The organism is Pseudolysinimonas sp., from assembly GCF_051954455.1.
In the GTDB taxonomy this organism is placed as follows: domain Bacteria; phylum Actinomycetota; class Actinomycetes; order Actinomycetales; family Microbacteriaceae; genus Pseudolysinimonas.
Genome location: NZ_JBQCHS010000004.1, coordinates 27857 through 46699, shown reverse-complemented (window position 1 = coordinate 46699; position 18843 = coordinate 27857). Strand labels below are relative to the sequence as shown.

At 72.8% G+C, this 18843-nt stretch carries 23 protein-coding genes and 1 tRNA gene; 14 read left to right on the top strand and 10 right to left on the bottom strand.

Annotated elements, in window-relative coordinates; genetic code table 11:
- Nucleotides 1-4: 4 nt before the first annotated feature.
- The 6 genes from nadD (at nucleotide 5) to ACTHM3_RS01880 (ending at nucleotide 4707) form a co-directional block, all read left to right on the top strand.
- Nucleotides 5-610 (top strand): nicotinate-nucleotide adenylyltransferase, encoded by a 606-nt coding sequence (gene nadD / locus ACTHM3_RS01905; RefSeq protein WP_440404394.1) that lies wholly within the window; start codon nucleotides 5-7, stop codon nucleotides 608-610.
- Nucleotides 607-1929, top strand: a complete 1323-nt coding sequence (locus tag ACTHM3_RS01900) for a hypothetical protein (RefSeq protein ID WP_440404393.1) — start codon at nucleotides 607-609, stop codon at nucleotides 1927-1929. The genes nadD and ACTHM3_RS01900 overlap by 4 nt, the downstream gene beginning before the upstream one ends.
- Nucleotides 1926-2300 (top strand): ribosome silencing factor, encoded by a 375-nt coding sequence (gene rsfS / locus ACTHM3_RS01895; protein WP_440404392.1) that lies wholly within the window; start codon nucleotides 1926-1928, stop codon nucleotides 2298-2300. Before ACTHM3_RS01900 ends, rsfS begins: the two co-directional genes overlap by 4 nt.
- Before the next feature lie 129 nt (nucleotides 2301-2429).
- Entirely contained in the window at nucleotides 2430-3899 is a 1470-nt protein-coding gene (locus ACTHM3_RS01890) for a protein kinase domain-containing protein (RefSeq protein ID WP_440404391.1), read from the top strand.
- A 32-nt stretch (nucleotides 3900-3931) separates the two neighbouring features.
- Nucleotides 3932-4004, top strand: a tRNA-Ala gene (locus tag ACTHM3_RS01885).
- A gap of 73 nt (nucleotides 4005-4077) precedes the next feature.
- The gene (locus tag ACTHM3_RS01880) at nucleotides 4078-4707 is read left to right on the top strand and encodes a UdgX family uracil-DNA binding protein (RefSeq protein ID WP_440404390.1); all 630 of its coding nucleotides are present in this window, start codon (nucleotides 4078-4080) and stop codon (nucleotides 4705-4707) included.
- A gap of 18 nt (nucleotides 4708-4725) precedes the next feature.
- On the opposite strand, the gene ACTHM3_RS01875 is transcribed toward ACTHM3_RS01880, so the two are convergent.
- Genes ACTHM3_RS01875 through ACTHM3_RS01865 form a run of 3 tightly spaced genes read right to left on the bottom strand, consistent with a single transcriptional unit; the run spans nucleotide 4726 to nucleotide 5924 of the window.
- Complete coding sequence (locus ACTHM3_RS01875; protein WP_440404389.1) at nucleotides 4726-5256, bottom strand: hypothetical protein; 531 nt, start codon at nucleotides 5254-5256, stop codon at nucleotides 4726-4728.
- 9 nt (nucleotides 5257-5265) lie between these two features.
- The gene (locus tag ACTHM3_RS01870; RefSeq protein ID WP_440404388.1) at nucleotides 5266-5760 is read right to left on the bottom strand and encodes an NUDIX domain-containing protein; all 495 of its coding nucleotides are present in this window, start codon (nucleotides 5758-5760) and stop codon (nucleotides 5266-5268) included.
- On the bottom strand, nucleotides 5757-5924 hold the full coding sequence (locus ACTHM3_RS01865; protein ID WP_440404387.1) for a hypothetical protein: 168 nt from the start codon (nucleotides 5922-5924) through the stop codon (nucleotides 5757-5759). The genes ACTHM3_RS01870 and ACTHM3_RS01865 overlap by 4 nt, the downstream gene beginning before the upstream one ends.
- A gap of 62 nt (nucleotides 5925-5986) precedes the next feature.
- Between ACTHM3_RS01865 and ACTHM3_RS01860 the strand changes: the two genes are divergently transcribed.
- The 4 genes from ACTHM3_RS01860 to ACTHM3_RS01845 are packed head-to-tail and all read left to right on the top strand — an operon-like array spanning nucleotide 5987 to nucleotide 10137.
- On the top strand, nucleotides 5987-7093 hold the full coding sequence (locus ACTHM3_RS01860; protein WP_440404386.1) for an LLM class flavin-dependent oxidoreductase: 1107 nt from the start codon (nucleotides 5987-5989) through the stop codon (nucleotides 7091-7093).
- Between the two features lie 9 nt (nucleotides 7094-7102).
- The gene (locus ACTHM3_RS01855; RefSeq protein WP_440404385.1) at nucleotides 7103-7996 is read left to right on the top strand and encodes an alpha/beta fold hydrolase; all 894 of its coding nucleotides are present in this window, start codon (nucleotides 7103-7105) and stop codon (nucleotides 7994-7996) included.
- Nucleotides 7993-8664 carry an esterase/lipase family protein gene (locus ACTHM3_RS01850; RefSeq protein ID WP_440404384.1) on the top strand — a complete coding sequence of 224 codons (672 nt, stop codon included), beginning with the start codon at nucleotides 7993-7995 and terminating at the stop codon, nucleotides 8662-8664. Before ACTHM3_RS01855 ends, ACTHM3_RS01850 begins: the two co-directional genes overlap by 4 nt.
- A 9-nt stretch (nucleotides 8665-8673) precedes the next feature.
- The gene (locus ACTHM3_RS01845) at nucleotides 8674-10137 is read left to right on the top strand and encodes an MFS transporter (protein WP_440404383.1); all 1464 of its coding nucleotides are present in this window, start codon (nucleotides 8674-8676) and stop codon (nucleotides 10135-10137) included.
- A 33-nt stretch (nucleotides 10138-10170) separates the two neighbouring features.
- Here the strand turns inward: ACTHM3_RS01845 and ACTHM3_RS01840 are convergent, their stop codons facing one another.
- The 7 genes from ACTHM3_RS01840 to ACTHM3_RS01810 all read right to left on the bottom strand — a co-directional run bounded on the left by ACTHM3_RS01840 (nucleotide 10171) and on the right by ACTHM3_RS01810 (nucleotide 15583).
- Nucleotides 10171-10866, bottom strand: coding sequence for a zf-HC2 domain-containing protein (locus ACTHM3_RS01840; protein WP_440404382.1), 696 nt, complete (start codon nucleotides 10864-10866; stop codon nucleotides 10171-10173).
- Nucleotides 10863-11402: a sigma-70 family RNA polymerase sigma factor gene (locus tag ACTHM3_RS01835; protein WP_440404381.1), complete on the bottom strand. Its 540-nt coding sequence runs from the start codon at nucleotides 11400-11402 to the stop codon at nucleotides 10863-10865. Before ACTHM3_RS01835 ends, ACTHM3_RS01840 begins: the two co-directional genes overlap by 4 nt.
- A gap of 48 nt (nucleotides 11403-11450) precedes the next feature.
- A complete protein-coding gene (locus ACTHM3_RS01830) occupies nucleotides 11451-12281 on the bottom strand; it encodes a UbiA family prenyltransferase (protein WP_440404380.1) in 831 nt (276 codons plus the stop codon).
- Nucleotides 12282-12291: 10 nt separating this feature from the next.
- Nucleotides 12292-13350: a winged helix DNA-binding domain-containing protein gene (locus tag ACTHM3_RS01825; protein ID WP_440404379.1), complete on the bottom strand. Its 1059-nt coding sequence runs from the start codon at nucleotides 13348-13350 to the stop codon at nucleotides 12292-12294.
- 27 nt (nucleotides 13351-13377) lie between these two features.
- The gene (locus ACTHM3_RS01820) at nucleotides 13378-13617 is read right to left on the bottom strand and encodes a hypothetical protein (protein WP_440404378.1); all 240 of its coding nucleotides are present in this window, start codon (nucleotides 13615-13617) and stop codon (nucleotides 13378-13380) included.
- 139 nt (nucleotides 13618-13756) lie between these two features.
- On the bottom strand, nucleotides 13757-14530 hold the full coding sequence (locus ACTHM3_RS01815) for a class I SAM-dependent methyltransferase (RefSeq protein ID WP_440404377.1): 774 nt from the start codon (nucleotides 14528-14530) through the stop codon (nucleotides 13757-13759).
- A gap of 33 nt (nucleotides 14531-14563) precedes the next feature.
- The gene (locus ACTHM3_RS01810) at nucleotides 14564-15583 is read right to left on the bottom strand and encodes an App1 family protein (protein WP_440404376.1); all 1020 of its coding nucleotides are present in this window, start codon (nucleotides 15581-15583) and stop codon (nucleotides 14564-14566) included.
- Nucleotides 15584-15731: 148 nt separating this feature from the next.
- Between ACTHM3_RS01810 and ACTHM3_RS01805 the strand changes: the two genes are divergently transcribed.
- The 4 genes from ACTHM3_RS01805 to ACTHM3_RS01790 all read left to right on the top strand — a co-directional run bounded on the left by ACTHM3_RS01805 (nucleotide 15732) and on the right by ACTHM3_RS01790 (nucleotide 18840).
- Nucleotides 15732-16379, top strand: coding sequence for a TetR/AcrR family transcriptional regulator (locus ACTHM3_RS01805; protein WP_440404375.1), 648 nt, complete (start codon nucleotides 15732-15734; stop codon nucleotides 16377-16379).
- A 90-nt stretch (nucleotides 16380-16469) separates the two neighbouring features.
- Nucleotides 16470-17375, top strand: a complete 906-nt coding sequence (locus tag ACTHM3_RS01800) for an ABC transporter ATP-binding protein (RefSeq protein ID WP_440404374.1) — start codon at nucleotides 16470-16472, stop codon at nucleotides 17373-17375.
- Nucleotides 17375-18073 carry an ABC transporter permease gene (locus ACTHM3_RS01795; protein ID WP_440404373.1) on the top strand — a complete coding sequence of 233 codons (699 nt, stop codon included), beginning with the start codon at nucleotides 17375-17377 and terminating at the stop codon, nucleotides 18071-18073. The genes ACTHM3_RS01800 and ACTHM3_RS01795 overlap by 1 nt, the downstream gene beginning before the upstream one ends.
- Nucleotides 18070-18840 carry an ABC transporter permease gene (locus ACTHM3_RS01790; RefSeq protein ID WP_440404372.1) on the top strand — a complete coding sequence of 257 codons (771 nt, stop codon included), beginning with the start codon at nucleotides 18070-18072 and terminating at the stop codon, nucleotides 18838-18840. Before ACTHM3_RS01795 ends, ACTHM3_RS01790 begins: the two co-directional genes overlap by 4 nt.
- Nucleotides 18841-18843 lie beyond the last annotated feature (3 nt).

The following is an 18843-nucleotide window of genomic DNA, read 5'->3' as shown; positions in this document are numbered from 1 at the left end:
CAGGGTGACGGACGCCGCCGCGCCGCGCCGCCGGATCGGCGTCATGGGCGGCACCTTCGACCCGATCCATCACGGCCACCTCGTGGCCGCGAGCGAGGTGCGACGGAGCTTCGACCTCGACGAGGTCATCTTCGTCCCGACCGGGCAGCCCTACCTGAAGACCGCGTCGAGCCCGGCCGAACACCGCTACCTCATGACGGTCATCGCGACCGCCTCCAACCCCGAGTTCACCGTCAGCCGGGTCGACATCGACCGGCAGGGGCCCACCTACACGATCGACACCCTCCGCGACCTCAAGGCGCTCTACCCCGACGCCGACCTGTTCTTCATCTCGGGCGCCGACGCCATCGCCCAGATCGTCGACTGGAAGGACGTGGGCGAGCTCTGGGAGCTTGCGCATTTCGTCGCCGTGTCGCGCCCCGGCCACGCATTGAGCATTAGCGGATTGCCCCCGCAGCGCGTAAGCTCCCTTGAGGTACCCGCCTTGGCGATCTCCTCCACGGATTGCCGCGCGCGAGTCGGCCGGGGATACCCGGTGTGGTACTTGGTTCCCGATGGTGTCGTGCAGTACATCTCCAAGCACCACCTCTACCGGAGTTCGACGACATGACCACCTTTCAGGATCAGCCGCTGCAGTCCCGACGCGCAGCGCGTCAGGGCGAGCGCAACGCCGCCTACGGCCAGCAGCCGGAGGAGGCGGCGGAGCCCTTGACGTACACCACGCAGAACCGAGCGGCCCTGCCGCAGTACGACGGACCGGACTTCCGCGCCCGCCGTACGCCGGAGGCCGAGGACGGCGGCCCCGACCAGCCGGCCACGCAGATGCTGCCGCAGCAGGACGTTCCGTCGTACCGCCCGCGCGACTACAGCCCCGAGTCCCGTCGCTCCCGGGCGATGCCGTCGCCGGTGCCCGAGTCCGCCGACGGGATCGAGTACCGCACGCAGAACCGCGCACCGGTCGCCTCGGAGTCCGAGCAGGCGCCGGAGCAGGCCGTCCCCGCGCAGGCTGCGCCGGCCGCACCGATCGAGCACACGATGACCCGTCGCGAACTCCGCGCGCTCCGCGAGGCACGCGGCATCGACGCCGTCGCCCCCGTCCGCGCCGAGCCGCCGGCGCTCGTCGAACCGCCCGCGCCCACCGCGGCGACGCCCGAGCCGGCCGTCGCCGACTCCGTGACCGCCGTCGAAGCGCCCGCCGCCGAGCCGCCGTCGTCTCCGGCGTCCCCTCAGCTCTCCCCGTTCGAGGCCCTCTTCGCGGCTCCCTCGCAGACCCCGGCCCCCGAGGTCGCCGCGTTCGCGCCCGATCCCATCGAGATCGTCGAGCCCGTCGCCGTCGAGCCGGTCACGGCGGAGCCGGTCGAGCCCACGCCCGCCGCTCCGGTCGTCGAGGCCGAGGTGGTCGAGGAGCGGCCTGCTGCCGCTCCGGCGCCGGTCGCGACCGGCTCCCAGCCCGCGACGCCTGCCGCCGGTCACTGGACCACGCAGGCCGACCTCGACGACGCGACGCAGGTCGCCGACACGATCTCGCGCAGCGTCGGCGTCGGCAGCGGTGTCATCACGACGAGCGCGCTCGTTCTCCCGTCGATCCCGACCCCGGAGTATTCGAACCTCGGCACCGGCGACATCCTCGTCACCGGCTCCATCGACCTCCCCCGCAGCCTCGCGACCTCGGGCGCCCACCCGGCCCAGCTCGACGAGCACCACCTGGACCACGATCTCGACCCGGGCGACCACCAGGTCGTGTCGACCGACTCGCAGCCCGTGCGCGCGATCAAGGCCGTCTCGAGCCACACCTCGACGCGCGATGTGATCGTGGCGAAGAGGCCGGTCGGCAACAAGGCGCTGACGGCGCTCATCGTCTCGGCGGGCGTCATGGCCGTCGTGGTGGTCGGCCTCCTGGTCGTCGGCCTGGTCTCCGGGGTCCTGTGACGGCCTCGGCCCGCGCTCTCGAGCTCCTGCAGGCGGCGGCCCTCGCCGCCGATGACAAGCAGGCCGAGGATCTCGTCGCCCTCGACGTGTCGGAACCGCTCCCGCTCACCGACGTCTTCCTCCTCGCCAGTGGCCGTAACGAGCGCAACGTCCTCGCGATCGCCGAGGAGATCGAGGACCGCCTGCTCGAGATCGGCGCGAAGCCCCTGCGTCGGGAGGGCCGCTCCGAGGGGAGGTGGGTGCTCCTCGATTTCGGCGACCTGGTCGTCCACGTCTTCCACGAGGAGGACCGGATGTACTACGCCCTCGAACGCCTGTGGCGCGACTGCCCGGTGATCCCCCTCGAGCTCCCGGCGGCCCGCGAGGCCTGATCCGAGGGTCGCTCGACCCTGTGCGCCGCCTTCGCGCGCATGCCGGCCGTGCTCATGCGGTCGGCAGTGCATGTTATTTTCGCCGCAATCCACCCGACCCGCGCCGCACACGCGGAGAGGAACAGCACCATGGACGAACAGTCCGCCGTCCCGGCCCTCCTCGGCCGCTACCGACCGCACCGCGTCATCGGGCGCGGCGGTATGGCGACCGTCTATCAGGCGACCGACGAGACGATCGGGCGCGAGGTCGCGATCAAGCTGTTCAAGACCGCGACGCCCCTCGATATCGGTCGGCACCGCTCCGAGCTCCGGGTGCTCGGCTCCCTGAACCATCACGGCATCGTGACCCTGATCGACGCCGGGACCGACGACTCGGCCCCCGACGACCCGCATCCGTTCCTGGTCATGGAGCTGATCCGCGGGCGCGATCTCGGCCGGGAGCTGGCGGAGCGGTCGTTCTCCGCACGCGAGATCAGCGAGATCGCCTTCGACCTGGCCGAGGCGCTCGAGTACGTGCACCTCCGCGGCGTCGTGCACCGCGACATCAAGCCCACCAACGTCATGCTCGTGCAGTACGGCACGAGCGCCTACCGTGCGCGGGCGAAGCTCACCGACTTCGGCATCGCGCTCGACGCCGACGGCGCCCGGCTCACCGTCGACGAGGCGACCACCGGCACCGCCGCGTACCTCTCGCCCGAGGTCGTCCGCCGAGGCGATCCGACCCCGGCGAGCGACGTCTACGCTCTCGGTCTCGTCCTGCTCGAGTGCTTCACGGGAGAGCTCGCGTATCCGGGCGACGCCGTCCAGTCGGCCGTCGAGCGTCTCGTCACCGACCCCCGGATCCCCTCCGATCTTCCGGGCTCCTGGTCCGACATCCTCCAGGCCATGACGGACCGCGACCCCTCCCGCCGCCCGACGGCGGCCGATCTCGTCATCGCCTTCCGCCACGAGATCATCGAGGCGAGCGGGCGGCATCGGGTGGCGCCCGAGCTCCTGGCCGAGGACGAGGACGTGCGGATGGCGGCGGTGCGCCGCTACGACGTGCTCGACTCGGGGCCCGACGAGTCGTTCGACCGGATCGCGGCGCTTGCGGCGCGAACCACCTCGTCGCCCATCGCACTCGTCAGCCTCGTCGACGGCGACCGCATCTGGTTCAAGGCGCGACACGGCACGCGCGAGCAGCACGTCGCGCGCGATCTGCGTGCGCACGCCGCCGCGGGACTCCACGACGAGCCGTGGGCGATCGCGGACCTCTCGGAGGTCGGGGAGGCGGCCGTCGTGTTCGACGAGACCGGCATCCGCGCCTCCGCCGGCACCCCGTTGCGCACCCCCGACGGGATCGTCATCGGCACGCTCTGCGTGCTCGACACGGCGCCGCATCCCTATACCGGTGACGACCTGGCGACCCTCGCCGACCTCGCGGCGCTCGTGATGCACGAGCTCGAGCGTCGCCGGGCGGATGCGGCGGTCGCGACGCTGCTCGGCACGCCCACCTCGCCCGACCTCCCGTTCGGGCATCCCTCCGCGCCGACGCTCCTCGACACGAGCGCCGACGCGCTCGCCTGGCTCGAGTCGGATCACGCCGATCCTCAGGTGTAGTACTCTGGGGAAGTTGCCCCGCACGGGGCTCCGGGTCTGTGGCGCAGCTGGTAGCGCACCTGCATGGCATGCAGGGGGTCAGGGGTTCGAGTCCCCTCAGATCCACCCTCCACCCCTCTCGCCGGGAGTCGCCTCCGGGCCTGTCGGCCATGCGCCCGCGGCGTCCTAGGTTCGCGGCATGAGCGAGGAACGCCCCGGCGCCGACTCCTGGATCCCGGAGGATCCCGACCTGCCTGCGCTCCGGGCCGCGGCTCCGGCGTGCCGCGGATGCGAGCTGTGGGAGCCCGCGACGCAGGTCGTCTTCTCGGTCGGCGCCGACTCCGCCCGGTTGATGCTGGTCGGCGAGCAGCCCGGCGATCAGGAGGACCGCGCCGGTCGACCGTTCGTGGGTCCGGCCGGGCAGCTGCTCGCCCGGGCCGTCGACGAGGCCGGGATCGCGCGCGGCGACGTCTACGTGACGAACGCGGTCAAGCACTTCCGGTTCACCCGACGCGGTGCCCGGCGCATCCACGAGAAGCCGGGCATCGCGCACATCGACGCGTGCCGCCCGTGGCTGCGCGCCGAGCTCGCCGTCGTGCGACCTCGACTCGTCGTGTGCCTCGGTGCGACCGCGGCGCGCGCCGTGCTCGGGCGTGAGGCCCGCATCGGCGCGGAGCGCGGCCAGGTGCTCGACGAGACCGATCCGCCGGCGCTCATCACCGCCCATCCCTCGTCGCTCCTGCGCACGCGGGACCCGGCGGACCGCGAGGCGGGCTTCGCGGCACTCGTCGCCGACCTGCGCACGGCGCACGGCGCCGCGGGCTCCTGACCGACCGCCGACGAGGCGCTACGCGGCGCTGCCGATGCCCACGCGGTCGGGGACGGCGCCGCTCACCGACCGCAGCCACCGCGGCTCCGGCCAGGCGCGTCCCGTGGGCAGCCGGCGCAGAAGCCGCGCGAGCGGCGGGTCGGACTCGCGCCGCGGGATGACCCGCGTCGGCGACGCCTGCGCCATCACGCCGAGCCACCAGTGCCGCCAGGTCGGCGGCAGCGACTCCGACTCGACGACCACGTAGTAGTCCGGGATCGCGACGCTGCCGCTGCTCAGCGCGTCGACGGCCCGGTCGACCTCCAGCTCGAGCGCGCCGAGCGTCGAGCGGTCGTCGAAGAACTCGACCCACGCCGCAGCGACGTGCTCGAGCGGATCCCGATCATGCACCACGTAAGGGGTCGTCGCCGAGCGGCTCCAGCGCGTCACGTCCTCGTCGTCGCGTCCGGCGAGGCTCGCGGCCCGCACGTTCGCCATCCGGTCGAGGGAGTGCAGCAGCCCGCCGTCGTCGCCGACGATCACGACCGTGGTGCTCCATGACTCCACCATGACCGGATCCTACGCGCGGCTCCCGCTCATGCCCGCGAGCAGGCGCTCCAGCGCGTCGAGCGCCGGCACCTGCCCGGCGACGAGGAGCTCCCGCGCGCGGGGGAGCGGCACCCACGCCGCACGGTCCACCTCGGGGAAGGACCGGCGGCGTCCCGAGCGCGGGGGCCACTCCAGCTCGAACTCGTTGCTGCGGATCTCGGCGGGCGCGAAGTGCGGAGCGGCCGCGGCGAAGACGGCGACCGTCTTGCCGGAGGAGTAGCGGAACTCGCCCAGCGCCGCATAGGGGAGATCCGGCGCGGGCGCGCCCATCTCCTCGGCGAACTCGCGGCGGGCGACCGTGAGGTCGTCGGTCTCGCCCTCGTCGAGCTCGCCCTTGGGGATCGACCAGGCGCGCTCCTCCTTGCGCGCCCAGAACGGCCCGCCCATGTGCGCGATCCACACCTCGAGGCCGTCCGCGCCGTCGCGGTGCAGCAGCAGCCCGGCGCTGCGGCGGGCCGCGCTCACGGCCGTGAGCCCGGGCCGCGCAACGTGGGACCGGGGTGCGGCGCCGGACCGGGTCGGCCCTCCCCGAGCCGGCGGAAGGCCTCGTCGACGACGAATTGGGCGCCCGCGAGGTAGCGGAGGCCGAGCCCCGAGGCCGGGGCTCCGTCCGCGTCGAGGAAGGTCATCCCCTCCAGGAATACTCGACGCAGGCACGCGGTTGAAAGTGTCGATGCATACGCATGGAACAATGGAGGACAGCATGGCCGATCAGCAGCCCGTCGTCGAGCTGGGTCTCGACACCTTCGGCGACCGCACGGTCGACCAGCAGGGGAACCCCGTCTCGTACCCGCAGGTGATCCGCGACGTCGTCGAGGAGGCCGTGCTCGCCGACCGCGTCGGCGTCGACTTCTTCGGGATCGGGGAGCACCACCGCGAGGATTTCGCGATCTCGGCGCCCGAGATCGCCCTCGCCGCGATCGCCGCCCGCACCGAGCGCATCCACGTCGGGACCGCCGTGACCGTGCTCTCCAGCGACGACCCGGTCCGCGTGTTCGAGAAGTTCGCGACGCTCGACGCGATCTCGAACGGACGCGCGGAGATCATCCTGGGGCGGGGCTCGTTCACCGAGTCGTTCCCGCTGTTCGGCTTCAACCTCCAGGACTACGAGGGCCTGTTCGAGGAGAAGCTGAACCTCCTGCACGAGCTCCTGAAGGAGCAGCCGGTGACCTGGGAGGGCGCCCTGCGGCCCGCCCTGACGAATGCCGAGGTGTACCCGAAGACCGAGAACGGCCTCCGCGCCTGGGTCGGCGTCGGCGGCAGCCCGGAGTCGGTCGTGCGCGCGGCGCGCTACGGCTTCCCGCTCGTGCTCGCGATCATCGGCGGCGAGCCGGCCCGGTTCGCGCCGTACGTGGATCTGTACCACCGCGCTCTTGCGCAGCTGGGCCGGCCCGATCTGCCGATCGCGGTGCACTCGCCGGGATTCATCGCCGAGACCGACGAGAAGGCCCGCGAGCTCTACTGGCCCGGCTACCAGGCGATGAACGACCGGCTCGGGCGCGAGCGCGGGTGGCCGCCGGTGACCCGTGACCGCTTCGAGGCCGAGATCGAGCACGGCGCGCAGCACGTCGGCTCGCCGGAGACGGTCGCGCAGAAGATCGCGACGACCGTCCGGTCGCTCGGCATCCAGCGGTTCGACCTCAAGTACACGAGCGGCAGCACGCCGCACGAGCACCTCATGACCGCCATCGAGCTCTACGGCACCGAGGTGATCCCGCGGGTGCGCGAGCTGCTCGCCGCGGACGCCGCGCCGGAGGAGACGGCGATCCCGGAGCCCGCGGAGACCCCCGCTCCGTAGTCTTCTGGGATGCCGATCCGCGACGCGTTCGGCCGCGCCCCCCGCGGCGCGGCCGGCGAGGACGCCTACCGGGTGCGGCACGTGCGGGGCGCCGCGTTCTTCACCAGCCGGGTGCAGCACGACGACCTGACGGTCGTCATGAAGCGATTCGAGGATCGCGCGGCGCTCCCGGCGGACGCTCCGTCGTTCGTCCTGGTGCACGGGCTCGGGGTCTCGTCGCGCTACTTCCATCCGCTCGCCGCCGAGCTGGCTCGGAGCGCGCACGTGTTCCTCGTCGACCTGCCCGGCTACGGCGCGGCGCCGGACCCGCGCCGCGACGTCACGCTGGAGGATCACGCGGCCGCGCTCGCCGCGGCCATCCGCAGCGCGGGCATCGACGCTCCGGTGCTCGTCGGGCACTCGATGGGGTCGAACGTCGTGTCGCTCGTCGCCGACCGCGATCCCGACGTCACCGACCGCATCGTGCTGCTCGCGCCGACGCTCGAGCCCGAACTCCGCACCGCGGGCCGGGCGATCCGCCGGCTCCTCCTGGACGGCCTCCGCGAACCGCCGCGCGTCTTCGCCATCGCCGCCTCGGACTACCTCGTGCGCTGCGGGCTCCCGTATCTGCTGCGCCAGCTGCCGCACCTCCTGGAGGACCGGGTCGAGGAGCGCATGGAGCGGCTCCGCGCCCGCGTGCTCGTCGTCGACGGCGACCGCGATCCGATCGTGCCGAACCGCTGGGTTCACCACCTGGCGCGCGGTGTGCCGGACACCGAGTCGCGCATCGTCCGCGGACCGCACGTCATCATGCACACCGACCCGGTCGCGACGGCGCGCTGGATGCTCGCCTTCGCGCGCGCCGCCGACGACGCCTGGGACGCCGACGACGGCGCGATCGTGGAGCGGGGCGGAGACGCATGACCATCCGCGCGCTGCTCGCCGACCTGCCGAACGGGATGCGGCTGCGCGCCGGGGCGCTCCGCGAGCGCCGGCCGCCGCTCGCCTGGCGCGACGGGACGCTCGCGCCCGTCGTGCTGCTCCCCGGCACCTACGAGACCTGGCACCTGCTGGCGCCGATCGGCGCCGCGCTGCACGCGGACGGGCACCCGGTGCACGTGATCGAGACGATCGGGGCGAACAGCCGCCCGATCCCGTGGGTCGTCGCGGAAGTGGCGCGGGCCCTGGTGGAGCGCGACCTGCGGGGAGCGGTTCTCGTCGCGCACAGCAAGGGCGGCATCGTGGGCAAGCAGCTGCTGGTCGAGGAGCTCGCCGCCGCCGACGACGTCCGGCGCGTCGCGCACCTGGTGGCGATCGCGACACCGTTCGCCGGGTCGAGCATGGCGCGTCTGGTGCCCGCCGGGGCCCTCCGCGCGTTCCTCCCGGGCGACGCGCTGCTCGCCCGGCTCGCCGCGGAGCGCGCCTCCGACGCCCGCATCACCTCGATCTACCCGCGCGTCGACCCGCACGTGCCGGAGGGCTCGTACCTCGACGGTGCCGAGAACATCGAGATCGACGTCGTCGGCCACTTCCGTGTCCTCGCGGATCCGCGCACCGTTGCCGCCGTGCGGGGCGTCGTCGCCCGCCGGTAACGTGGCGCCATGAGCGATGCCGCACCCTCCGCCGGAGCCAGGCCCGCGCTGGGGGCATCGCAGAAGCTCGTCGTCGTGATCGCGGTGCTGGCCTCGTTCGTCTCGTTCCTCGACGGCACCGTCGTCAACGTCGCGCTGCCGAAGATGATCCACGACCTCGGGGGCGGACTCTCCGCGCAGCAGTGGATCGTCGACGCGTACCTCGTGACGCTCGGGGCGTTCATCCTCGTCGCGGGCTCGGTCAGCGACCTCTACGGCCGGATCCTCGTCATGCGGATCGGGCTCGTCGCCTTCGGCCTCGCCTCGATCGCGGTCGGCGCGGCGCCGACGGTCGAGTTCCTGATCGGCGCGCGGGCGGTGCAGGGGGTGGCGGGCGCACTTCTCGTGCCGAGCTCGCTCGCGCTCATCACAAGCAACATCCGCGGGGCCGCCCAGGGGCGCGCCATCGGGATCTGGACCGGGATGACGAGCGTCGCGATGATCGTCGGGCCGGTGATCGGCGGGGTGTTCGTCGACTTCCTGAGCGTCGGGGCGATCTCCGGTTGGCGGTTCGCGTTCTTCATCAACGTCGTCCCGATCGCCGTCGTCCTCGTGCTGCTGGTGCGGCTCGGTCAGAAGGACGTCCGCCGCGAGGGGGTGCGGATCGACTACCTCGGCGCCGTGCTCTGCACCGTCGGCCTCGCGGGCATCGTCTTCGCGCTGATCGAGCAGGGCAATCTCGGCTGGGCGAACCCGGCGATCTGGGGAGCGATGACGCTCGGCGTCCTCGCGTTCGCGGGCTTCCTCGTGCGCCAGCGCTTCGCGCCGAACCCGGTGATGCCGCTCGGACTGTTCCGCTCCCGCAACTTCTGGACCGGCAACGTCGCCACCGCGTTCATCTACGGCGCGCTCTCGCTGTCGTCGTTCGCGATCGGCGTCTATCTGCAGGAGGGGCCGAAGCTGCCGGCCACTCTCGCCGGGGTCGCGAGTCTGCCGTCGACCGTCATCATGATCCTCTTCAGCTCGCGGGTCGGATCCTGGTCGGGCCGGCTCGGCCCGCGCCTGTTCATGACGATCGGGCCGCTCATCTGCGGTGCCGGCGTGCTGACGATGCTGCTCGTCATGCAGGACTTCGACTACTGGTGGCAGATGCTGCCGGGCATCGTGATCTTCGGCATCGGGCTCACGCTCACGGTGTCGCCGCTCACCTCGGCGATCCTCGGTGCGATCGAGCCGGAGCGCTCCGGCATCGCGTCGGCCGTGAACAACGCGGTCTCCCGGGTCGCCGGCCTCATCGTGACGGCGTTGCTCGGCGTGATCACCGGCGGGGCGCTGAACCTCGAGGGCTTCCACCGCACGATCGTCGTCATGGCCGCGCTCCTCGTCGCGGGCGGTCTCGTCTCCTTCGCGGGGATCCGCAACCACCTCTCGCGCGGCAACGACCGGTCCCAGGTCGACGAGCCGGCGGCGTCCTCGCCCGAGCGAGTCGAGTAGCCGCGCCGCCGCGCATCGAGAACCCCTCCGCCCCTACAACCCCTTCGACAGCAGGACGGCACCCGCCGCCGACCGCACCTGGATCGCGGCGATCTGCCCGATCGACAGCGACGTCGCCGCCGACAGCCGCACCTGCGATCCGGTGCGGGCCTTCCAGGTCGAGACCTCGCTCGCGGCGCCCGTCCGATCGACGACCCAGAGGGCGTAATCCCATTCGCGGTTCCCGTCGCCCGCGGCCGCGGCCTCGGCGTAGCCGCAGCGCATGTCGATGCGCGTGCCCCACGTCACATCCGTGAGCGCGAGGTCCGCCGTGAGCGGCACCGACGGGGAGCGGAGCGCGACGCTGACCGTCGGATGCGGCTGCACGGCGATCGCCACCGGCACCGCGACGGCGCCGACGACGACGGCCGCGGCCGCGACGCCCGCCACGACCCGCCAGCTCCGCATCCGCCGACGGCGCTCGCCCGCCTCGATGCGTGAGACGAGATCGACGGACGGCGGCGGGACCGCCGCCTCGGCGACCTCGACTTCGAGCAGCGTCCGCGCGCGCTCGGGGTCGACGCGGCCCAGCAGCCCGGGCAGGCCGCTCAGGTCGGCGACCGCCACGCGGCAGCGGTCGCACGTCTCGAGGTGTGCCTCGTACTCGCGGCGCTCGGCCGAGGAGAGCGCGCCGAGCACGTAGGCGCCGTCCCAGTCGGCGTACCGCGCGTGGTCCCGGGGGTCGGTCACCTCGTCACCCCCTTCTCCTGGAGGGCCAGGCGCAGCGCGCGCAGCCCGTAGTGCAGTCGTGACTTGACGGTGCCCTCGGGGATGTCGAGCTCGCGGGCGGTCTCGGCGATGCTGCGGCCGCCGAAGTAGGCGTGGACGATCACGGACCGGTGTTCGTAGCCGAGGCCCGCGAGGGCCTCCTCCACCAGCATCGCCTCGAACAGGGCGTCGGTGCGGTCGCGCTCGACGCGCTCCGGCACCTCGTCGGTCGACAGCTCGTGCCGCTTGCGGGCGCTCCGATGCTCGTCGATGACGAGGTTGCGCGCGACCGTGAACAGCCAGGAGCGCACGCCCGCCGGGTCCTGGGCGAGGATCGCGTCGGTGCGCCAGGCGCGCAGCAGCGTCTCCTGCACGACGTCGTCCGCGCCCGCGCGATCGCCGGTCAGGTGGACGACGTAGCGCCAGACGGCGGCCGCGTGGGCGTCGGCGAGCGCGCGCAACGCATCCGCCTTGTCGCCGCGGCGGAGAGCCGGGCCGCGACCGCTCTCGGTGCTCACTCGAGTGGACCTCCTCACCGGGGACTACGCAGCAGGCGCGCGATCGGTTCAGCCGGTGACGATCCGGTGCCCGGCGAGGACGAGGAGCGTCACGTCGACGAGCGCGGCGACGATCACGAGGAGGAAGAGCCAGCGCCCCGCCCCGCGTCGCCAAGCGACGGACACGCCCGCGACGGCGAGCACGACGGAGGCCCCGAGCCCGACGAGCGCCACGACGCTGAATCCCGATCCGGAGGCCACGGCGAGGGCGGCGAGGACGAGCGCCGCCCACGCGATCACCAGGGACGGACGCGGACCGAGCCGGTGCGGCAGCCCGCGGACCCCCGTGCGCCGGTCGTCGTCGAGGTCCGGCAGGACGTTCGCGACGTGCGCTGCGATGCCGAGGAGCGCTCCGGCCGCGAGGGCCCACCACTGCGGCCAGGCCGGATGCGGGGCCGCGAGCGACGCGATCGCCGGCAGGAGTCCGAAGCTGACGACATAGGGAAGCACCGACACCGGCGTCGACTTGGCGACGACGTTGTAGAGCCACGCCGAGCCGAGCGCGATCGCGTGCGCCGCGAGAGCGAGCACGCCGAGGGGGAGCGTCGCGACGAGCGAAAGGAGCGCTGCGATCACCGCGATCCGGTAGACGGTCCGCACTCCGACGTCGCCGCGCGCCACCGGCTTGTCCGCGCGCCCCGCCTCCCGGTCTCGGTGGGCGTCGAGCGCGTCGTTGGAGAGCCCGACCGAGATCTGGTCGAGCAGGATCGCGGCACCGAGGACGAGGATCCGCCACCACTCCAACCCCACGGCGACGCCGAGCAGGATCGCGACGGCGGTCACCGCGAGGCTCGGACCGGGGTGCGTGGAGCGGGCGAGCGCCCCCGCCGAACCCAGCATGCTGGCGAGCCTAGGGGAGCAGGGGGACGCCGAGATACCGCGCATAGCGCGCCGAGGCGCGGGCGATCGCGGCCTGGGCCCTCGCGCCGAGCTCGCGGAACGGCGCGATCTCCACGTGCACGCCCTTCGCCGACTCCTTCCGGCGCCAGAGGCCGACGATCTCCCCGTCGACCACCACGTTGGCGAGGAACATCCCGTTGGATCCCGGCGCCACCGTCATGAGCGGCTCGCCCGCGAGCGGGGCGCTGCGGTCCGTGTAGCCGAGGAGGTTCTCATCGAACCCGGGCAGCAGATGCGCCGCCGGACGGGCGGGCTCGAGCCCGGGCCGGTGCAGGTACGCAGTACCGTCGAGCACCAGCTCCTCGAGCCCCTCGCGCGCCGCGGCCGTGCCGGCCCGCGCGCCGGCGAGGGTGAGACCCGCCCACCAGGCGAGGTCGGCGACCGTCGCGGGACCGTGCGACACGAAGTACCGGAGGGCGAGTTCGCGCAGCGCCTCGTCGCGATCCCGGCGGATGGGCGACGGCGCCACGGCGTCGAGGCGGGCCCAGCGGTCGCGCGCCGTCATCACGACGACCCCGAGCTGGGCGAGCCGGAGCAGCAGGTGCGCGCCGCGCTGCCCCCCGACGTCGACGCCGCCGTGCTCGAGCGCCGCGAGGAGCTCGGCGCGCGTCGCCGTCGCCCCGTCGAGCACGCGGAGCGCGATCCGTTCCGCCTGCGCGACGTGCGTCGCCTCGATGCCGAGCTGGCGGTGCCGTCCCGCCGCCGCGGACATCGCCCGCCCGCCGGTCAGGTCGAGGAGCCACGGCAGGTCGTCCGGCGCGACGAGGTGGAGTGTGCCGCGCATCGGCCAGGACCGCACGAACCCGCCCGCCTCGTGCTCGGCGACGACCCCATCACGGGTCGCCCCCGACCGCAGCCCGACCGACCAGAGCGCGCCGGGGAGATCCTGGGCCTGCATCGCCAGGAGCGAGCGGACCGCCTCGGCCGGCGTACCGGACGGTCGCGCGACGCCGAGCGCGGTCAGTCGGAGCGCCGTGATCCGCCGCCGGGCGCGGGTGAAGTCGGCCACGCGAGCAGTATGCCCGCGACCGCCGACTCAGCGGGTGGGCAGCTGCAGGTCGGCGATGACCGGGCCGTGCGGCGCGGCGGCCTCCGCGGGAGCGGCCGAGACCGCGACGACCCCGACGGCCGCGGCGGCCACGATGCCGACCCCGAGCGCCGCGCTCGCGAATCCGCGGACGAGCGTCAGCCGTGCGCTGCGCTGCAGCGTGACGAGCATCATGACGACGGCGACGAGGGCGGTCGCGCCGGCGGCGACGAGGAGGGCGACGAACATGCGGGGGACCTGTCCGGGACGGGGGAGCGCTCCCAGGGGTGGAACGCGATGTCGGTCCGCCATGTGGGGGACACGCGGTCCGACCTCGCGAATCTAGCGAAGGGCGACCGCCGGGTCAAGGACGCCCCGCGGCCCCCGATCAGGGGCGGCTGACGACGAGCCGTAGGCCCCCGTCGAACGCGCGGAGGTCGCGGAACGCGCCCCACCGCTCGTCCCAGGCGCCCGAGCGCAGATCCGCACCGAGCTCCCGCTCGTACCGCTCGACCACGCCGGGGTCGAGGAACGACCACGCGGACATCGCGCGCCGCACCTCGGGACGCAGCGTCTCCTCCGGTCGCGCGAAGAACGCCTGCCCGAACCCGTCGATGCAGTCGGCCGGGATCATGACCGTCCGGATCTCGACCGTGCCGCCGAGCGCGTCCGCGATGCGCGAGAGCGGCGGCATGCGCCGGGCCTCCACCTCGTACAGCTCGGGGACGTAGACCGGCTGCCACCACGGCTCGGGCACGATCGGGTCGAACGTCAGGATCGCGACGGGTCCGCGCGAGACGCGCCGCAGCTCCCCGAGCCCGCGCTCGAGGTCGGGCCACTGGTGCACCGTGACGGATGCCATCGCCGCGTCGAAGGCGCCGTCGTCGAACGGCAGATGGTCGGCGGTTCCGTCGATCGCGGGGACGCGGTCGCGGGGGCGCTCCGCGCGCATCGACGCGGACGGCTCGACGGCGACGACGATCCGATCCCGCGGCTCGTAGGAGCCCGCGCCGGCTCCGACGTTGATCACGCTGCGGGCGTCGCCGAGGGACTCCTCGACCACGGCCTCGATGCGGGGGTCGGGCCGGCGGACGGCCGCGTACCCGCGGCCGATGGATCCGTAGTTGGTGTCGCCCGCCGAGCCGTCGTCGAAGCGCGTCATGTCGCCCACCACGGTAGCGGGCGCTCCCGCGTGTTACAGGTGCGGCGGCCGCTCCACGATCCCCAGTTCCGCCAGCTGCTCGGCGAGTCCGGCGCCGTCCGATGCCGAGACCCACGGCACGCCCGCAGCGGTCACGGTGCCGGAGCTCCGGCCACCCGCCAGAACCGCCTGCCCGGGCGTGAGGCGTCGAATGGCGACGGCCGCGACCTGCTCGGCGTGCGACGCGGCGAACTCCCCGTAGGTCTTCTCGTCCGACTGCCCGTTGTCGCCCACGAGCAGCCAGCGCACGTGGGGGAACTCCTCTGCCAGCCGGCGCAGCGACTCCCGCTTGTGCGCGACTCCGTTGCGGAACCAGTGCTCGTTCGTCGGTCCCCAGTCGGTCAGGAGGAGCGTGCCGGCCGGGTAGAGGTTGCGCCCGAGGAAGCGGGTGAGCGTCGGCGCGACGTTCCACGCGCCGGTGGAGAGGTAGATCACCGGTCCTCCGGGATGCGACCGCTGCAGCCGGTCGTAGAGGACCGCCATACCCGCCACCGGCGTGCGCGCGTGCTCGTCGAGCACGAAGGTGTTCCACGCGGCGAGGAAGGGGCGGGGGAGGGCGGTGACCATGACGGTGTCGTCGATGTCCGACACCAGGCCGAAGCGGGCGGCGGGATCGACCACCATCACCCGGGCGGTGACGGCGTCGCCGTCGACCGACATCCGGACCTCGCGCCATCCCGGTTCGAGGTCGAGCTCGATCCGCGCATCGATCACGCCGCCGCGGTCCGAGTGCAGCACGTGCCGGGCGTCGCCGGACTCCACCACCACCTCGACGTCGCGGACCGGGACGCTCACGAAGCTGCGCCAGCCGCGGAGCCCCTCGAGCCGATCCGCGGGTACGGCATCGGGGCGCTGGAGGACCACCCGTCCGAGCACGCGGATCCAGCCGGGAGCGCCGTAGCCCATGTAGGGGACGATCGTGGGGATCAGTCCTCGCTTGCGCCCGCGGCGCTCGCGGAAGCCCTGCACGGCATCCTCGAGCCGGGCAGCGAATCGGGGGCCGCGCGCCGCCATGCGTCCAGTGTCGCACCTGTCGACATGAAGGGATTCTCATCCCGACTCTCGCTGATCTTTCGTCAAAGCCACAGGGTTCCGGCGATAGAGTGCACGCAATCGGAGCGGGGGCGTTGCCACCGCCCGGCTGGGCTGAGAGGACACCACCGTGATCGAGACTCAACAGGCGCCGTCGCGCAGCGACGCCGCCGGGCTCATCCGCAACGAGCCGGTGCAGGCGCGCTCCGCCGCCCGGCTGACGGCGCTGCTCGATGCCGCGGCGGCCGTCGTCGACGAGATCGGCTACGAGCGCCTGACCACCGCGATGGTGGCCGAGCGCGCCGGCGCCTCGATCGGCACCGTGTACCGCTACTTCCCCGACCGCATCGCCGTGCTGCAGAGCCTGGCCGCCCGCAATGCCGACCGTGTCACCGCGCGCATCCTGGCCGACGTCGCCGACGAGCGTCACCACGACGCCATGGCCGCCTTCCACGGCGCGGTCGCGGTCCTGGTCGACGCGTTCCGCAGCGAGCCGGGCTTCGCCTCCCTCCGCTTCGGCGACGTGATCGATCTGCGCCCCGCCGAGGGCTCGCCCGCCTACTCCGTGCTGGCCGAGACCCTGGTCGAGGCGCTGACGGCGCGGTTCGGGATCGCGGCGCACAAGGACCTGCCGGTCGCGATGGAGAGTGCCATCGTCGCGCTCGACGCGCTGGCGGCGCGGGCCTTCGCGCGCGATGCCGGAGGGTCCGCGGCGTTCCTCGGCCAGGGGCCGAAGATCAGTTCTCAGCTGCTCGGGGAATATCTGAGCGCGCGCTGAGTTTCCCTGTGTGACGACCCGCGCGGGGTTGTCGGTGGGCTCCAATAGTCTTCGGACCACCCCGACCCACGGCAGCGAGGAGCAGGCCCGATGATCGAGTTCCGCTCCGTCACCAAGACGTACCCGGACGGCACGCACGCGGTGCAGGACTTCTCCCTGCAGATCCCCGCGCGGCAGATCACGGTCCTCGTCGGGTCGAGCGGCTCGGGCAAGACGACCCTGATGCGGATGATCAACCGCATGGTCGACCCCACAAGCGGGTCGGTCGAGATCGACGGCGTCGACGTCGCGACGAGCGAGCCCGTGCAGCTCCGGCGCGGAATCGGCTATGTGATGCAGAACTCGGGCCTGCTGCCGCACCGCACCGTCCTCGACAACATCACGACCGTGCCGCGGCTGACCGGCGTCTCGAAGGCCGACGCCCGCCGGCGCGCCCTCGATCTCATGGACGTGGTCGGCCTCGAGCGCCGGCTCGCCGACCGGTACCCGGCCCAGCTCTCCGGCGGACAGCAGCAGCGCGTCGGCGTCGCCCGCGGCCTCGCCGTCGACCCCAACATCCTGCTCATGGACGAGCCGTTCAGCGCCGTCGACCCGATCGTGCGCGACGAGCTCCAGCAGGAGGTCCTGCGCATCCAGAAGGACCTCGCCAAGACGATCGTCTTCGTCTCGCACGACATCGACGAGGCGTTCCTCCTCGGCGACCAGGTCGTCGTGCTCGAGCGCGGCGGCCACATCGTGCAGAAGGGCACGCCGACCGAGATCCTCACGAACCCCGCAACGGAGTTCGTGGCCAGCTTCATCGGCGCCGACCGCGGCAAGCGCCGGCTCTCGGTGAGCCCCGCTGCGCCGGAGCAGGGCGACGACCGCGTGCTCGTCGACGCCGGCGGCTACCCGGTCGGCGTCATCGCCGCGCCCGGCGGACGGCTCGCGGTCTCGGACGCGGGGCCCAAATCGCGCAGCGTCTCCAACAAGACCGACCAGGCGGGCGACGCCTGATGAACTGGGGATGGATCGGGGCGAACGCCGGGCTGATCTGGGGTCGCGTGCTGGAGCACGTGGGGCTCACCGCACCCGCGATCGTGATCGGCTTCCTGATCTCCATCCCCCTCGGCTACTGGGCGAGCCGCTCGACCGTCGCCCGCTCCGTGCTCCTCGTCGTCGGCAACATCGTCTACACGATCCCCGCCATCGCGCTGCTGGTCTTCGTGCCGGTCGTGCTCGGTGGGGCGATCCTCGATCCCACCAACCTCGTCATCGCCCTCACCCTCTACGCGCTCGCGATCATGGTGCGATCGGCGTCGGACGCGTTCGCCTCCGTCCCCCGTGACGTGGCGGGATCGGCGCGGGCGATCGGCTTCTCGCCCGTGCAACGCTTCTTCTCGGTCGAGCTGCCTCTCGCGGGCCCCGTGCTCCTCGCCGGCGTGCGCGTGGTGTCGGTCAGCACCGTCAGTCTGGCCAGCGTCGGCGCGCTCATCGGGATCGAGAACCTCGGCTCGTTCTTCACCGACGCGTTCCAGCGGCAGTTCCTGAGCGAGGCGATCGTCGGCATCGTGGCCGTCCTGCTGCTGGCCGCGGTCTTCGATGTCATCCTCAACCTGCTCGGTCGGCTGCTCATGCCGTGGAACCGGGGTGCACGGCGCTCCGCCGAGCGCCCGAGCTGGATGCGCCCTTCGCCCCAGGGGGTGAACCTGTGATCTTCGTGCAGGCGTTCGCCTGGATCCTCGACGGGTCGCACTGGCTCGGCGCGGCCGGTGGAGGTCATCCGGCGATCCTCCAACGCATCGGCGAGACGCTTGGAATCTCGCTCGTCAGCGTGGTGATCGTCGTGGTCATCGCGCTCCCGCTGGGGGTGCTGATCGGGCACACCGGCCGAGGGCGGACCGCGGCGATCCTCGCCTCGAACGTCGCACGGGCCCTCCCCACCCTCGGCCTGCTCTCGATCCTGTTGCTCGCGATCGGCATCAACTCGACCCCGATCGTCATCGTGCTCGTCGTCCTGGGGATCCCGCCGATGCTGGCCGGCGCCTACGCAGGTCTCGAAGCGGTCGACCGCACGACGATCGACGCCGCGCGCGCCCTCGGCATGACGGAGTGGCAGATCATCCTCCGGGTCGAGATCCCGCTCGCGGCCGGCCTCATCGTCGGCGGATTCCGCTCGACGGTGCTCCAGGTCATCGCCACCACGACGGTCGCCTCGGCGTTCGCGTTCGGCGGCCTCGGCATCTACCTCATCAACGGGCTCGCACAGAACGACTTCGTGCAGCTCCTGGCCGGCGCGATCCTCGTGACCGTGCTGTGCCTGATCATCGACGGGCTCCTCGCGCTCGTCCAACGACTCGTCGCGCCGCGAGGTGTGCCTCGCGACCCGACGGATTCGGCGTCGCCGAAGAAGGGCCGCCGGGCATCCCGGCTCGCGGCCGCCACGGGGCCCACGCCCCTCCAGGAAGGTATGCAGTCATGAAGA

Bases quoted from the DNA above. Each gene is read 5' to 3' on its own strand.
- ACTHM3_RS01810 (WP_440404376.1), bottom strand. From the start codon at position 15,583: ATGGCGGCGCGCGGCCCCCGATTCGCTGCCCGGCTCGAGGATGCCGTG.
- ACTHM3_RS01845 (WP_440404383.1), top strand. From the start codon at position 8,674: ATGAGCGATGCCGCACCCTCCGCCGGAGCCAGGCCCGCGCTGGGGGCA.
- ACTHM3_RS01830 (WP_440404380.1), bottom strand. From the start codon at position 12,281: ATGCTGGGTTCGGCGGGGGCGCTCGCCCGCTCCACGCACCCCGGTCCG.
- ACTHM3_RS01890 (WP_440404391.1), top strand. From the start codon at position 2,430: ATGGACGAACAGTCCGCCGTCCCGGCCCTCCTCGGCCGCTACCGACCG.
- ACTHM3_RS01850 (WP_440404384.1), top strand. From the start codon at position 7,993: ATGACCATCCGCGCGCTGCTCGCCGACCTGCCGAACGGGATGCGGCTG.
- ACTHM3_RS01880 (WP_440404390.1), top strand. From the start codon at position 4,078: ATGAGCGAGGAACGCCCCGGCGCCGACTCCTGGATCCCGGAGGATCCC.
- ACTHM3_RS01865 (WP_440404387.1), bottom strand. From the start codon at position 5,924: ATGACCTTCCTCGACGCGGACGGAGCCCCGGCCTCGGGGCTCGGCCTC.
- ACTHM3_RS01815 (WP_440404377.1), bottom strand. From the start codon at position 14,530: ATGACGCGCTTCGACGACGGCTCGGCGGGCGACACCAACTACGGATCC.
- ACTHM3_RS01855 (WP_440404385.1), top strand. From the start codon at position 7,103: ATGCCGATCCGCGACGCGTTCGGCCGCGCCCCCCGCGGCGCGGCCGGC.
- ACTHM3_RS01795 (WP_440404373.1), top strand. From the start codon at position 17,375: ATGAACTGGGGATGGATCGGGGCGAACGCCGGGCTGATCTGGGGTCGC.
- ACTHM3_RS01875 (WP_440404389.1), bottom strand. From the start codon at position 5,256: ATGGTGGAGTCATGGAGCACCACGGTCGTGATCGTCGGCGACGACGGC.
- ACTHM3_RS01900 (WP_440404393.1), top strand. From the start codon at position 607: ATGACCACCTTTCAGGATCAGCCGCTGCAGTCCCGACGCGCAGCGCGT.
- ACTHM3_RS01820 (WP_440404378.1), bottom strand. From the start codon at position 13,617: ATGTTCGTCGCCCTCCTCGTCGCCGCCGGCGCGACCGCCCTCGTCGCC.
- ACTHM3_RS01860 (WP_440404386.1), top strand. From the start codon at position 5,987: ATGGAGGACAGCATGGCCGATCAGCAGCCCGTCGTCGAGCTGGGTCTC.
- ACTHM3_RS01800 (WP_440404374.1), top strand. From the start codon at position 16,470: ATGATCGAGTTCCGCTCCGTCACCAAGACGTACCCGGACGGCACGCAC.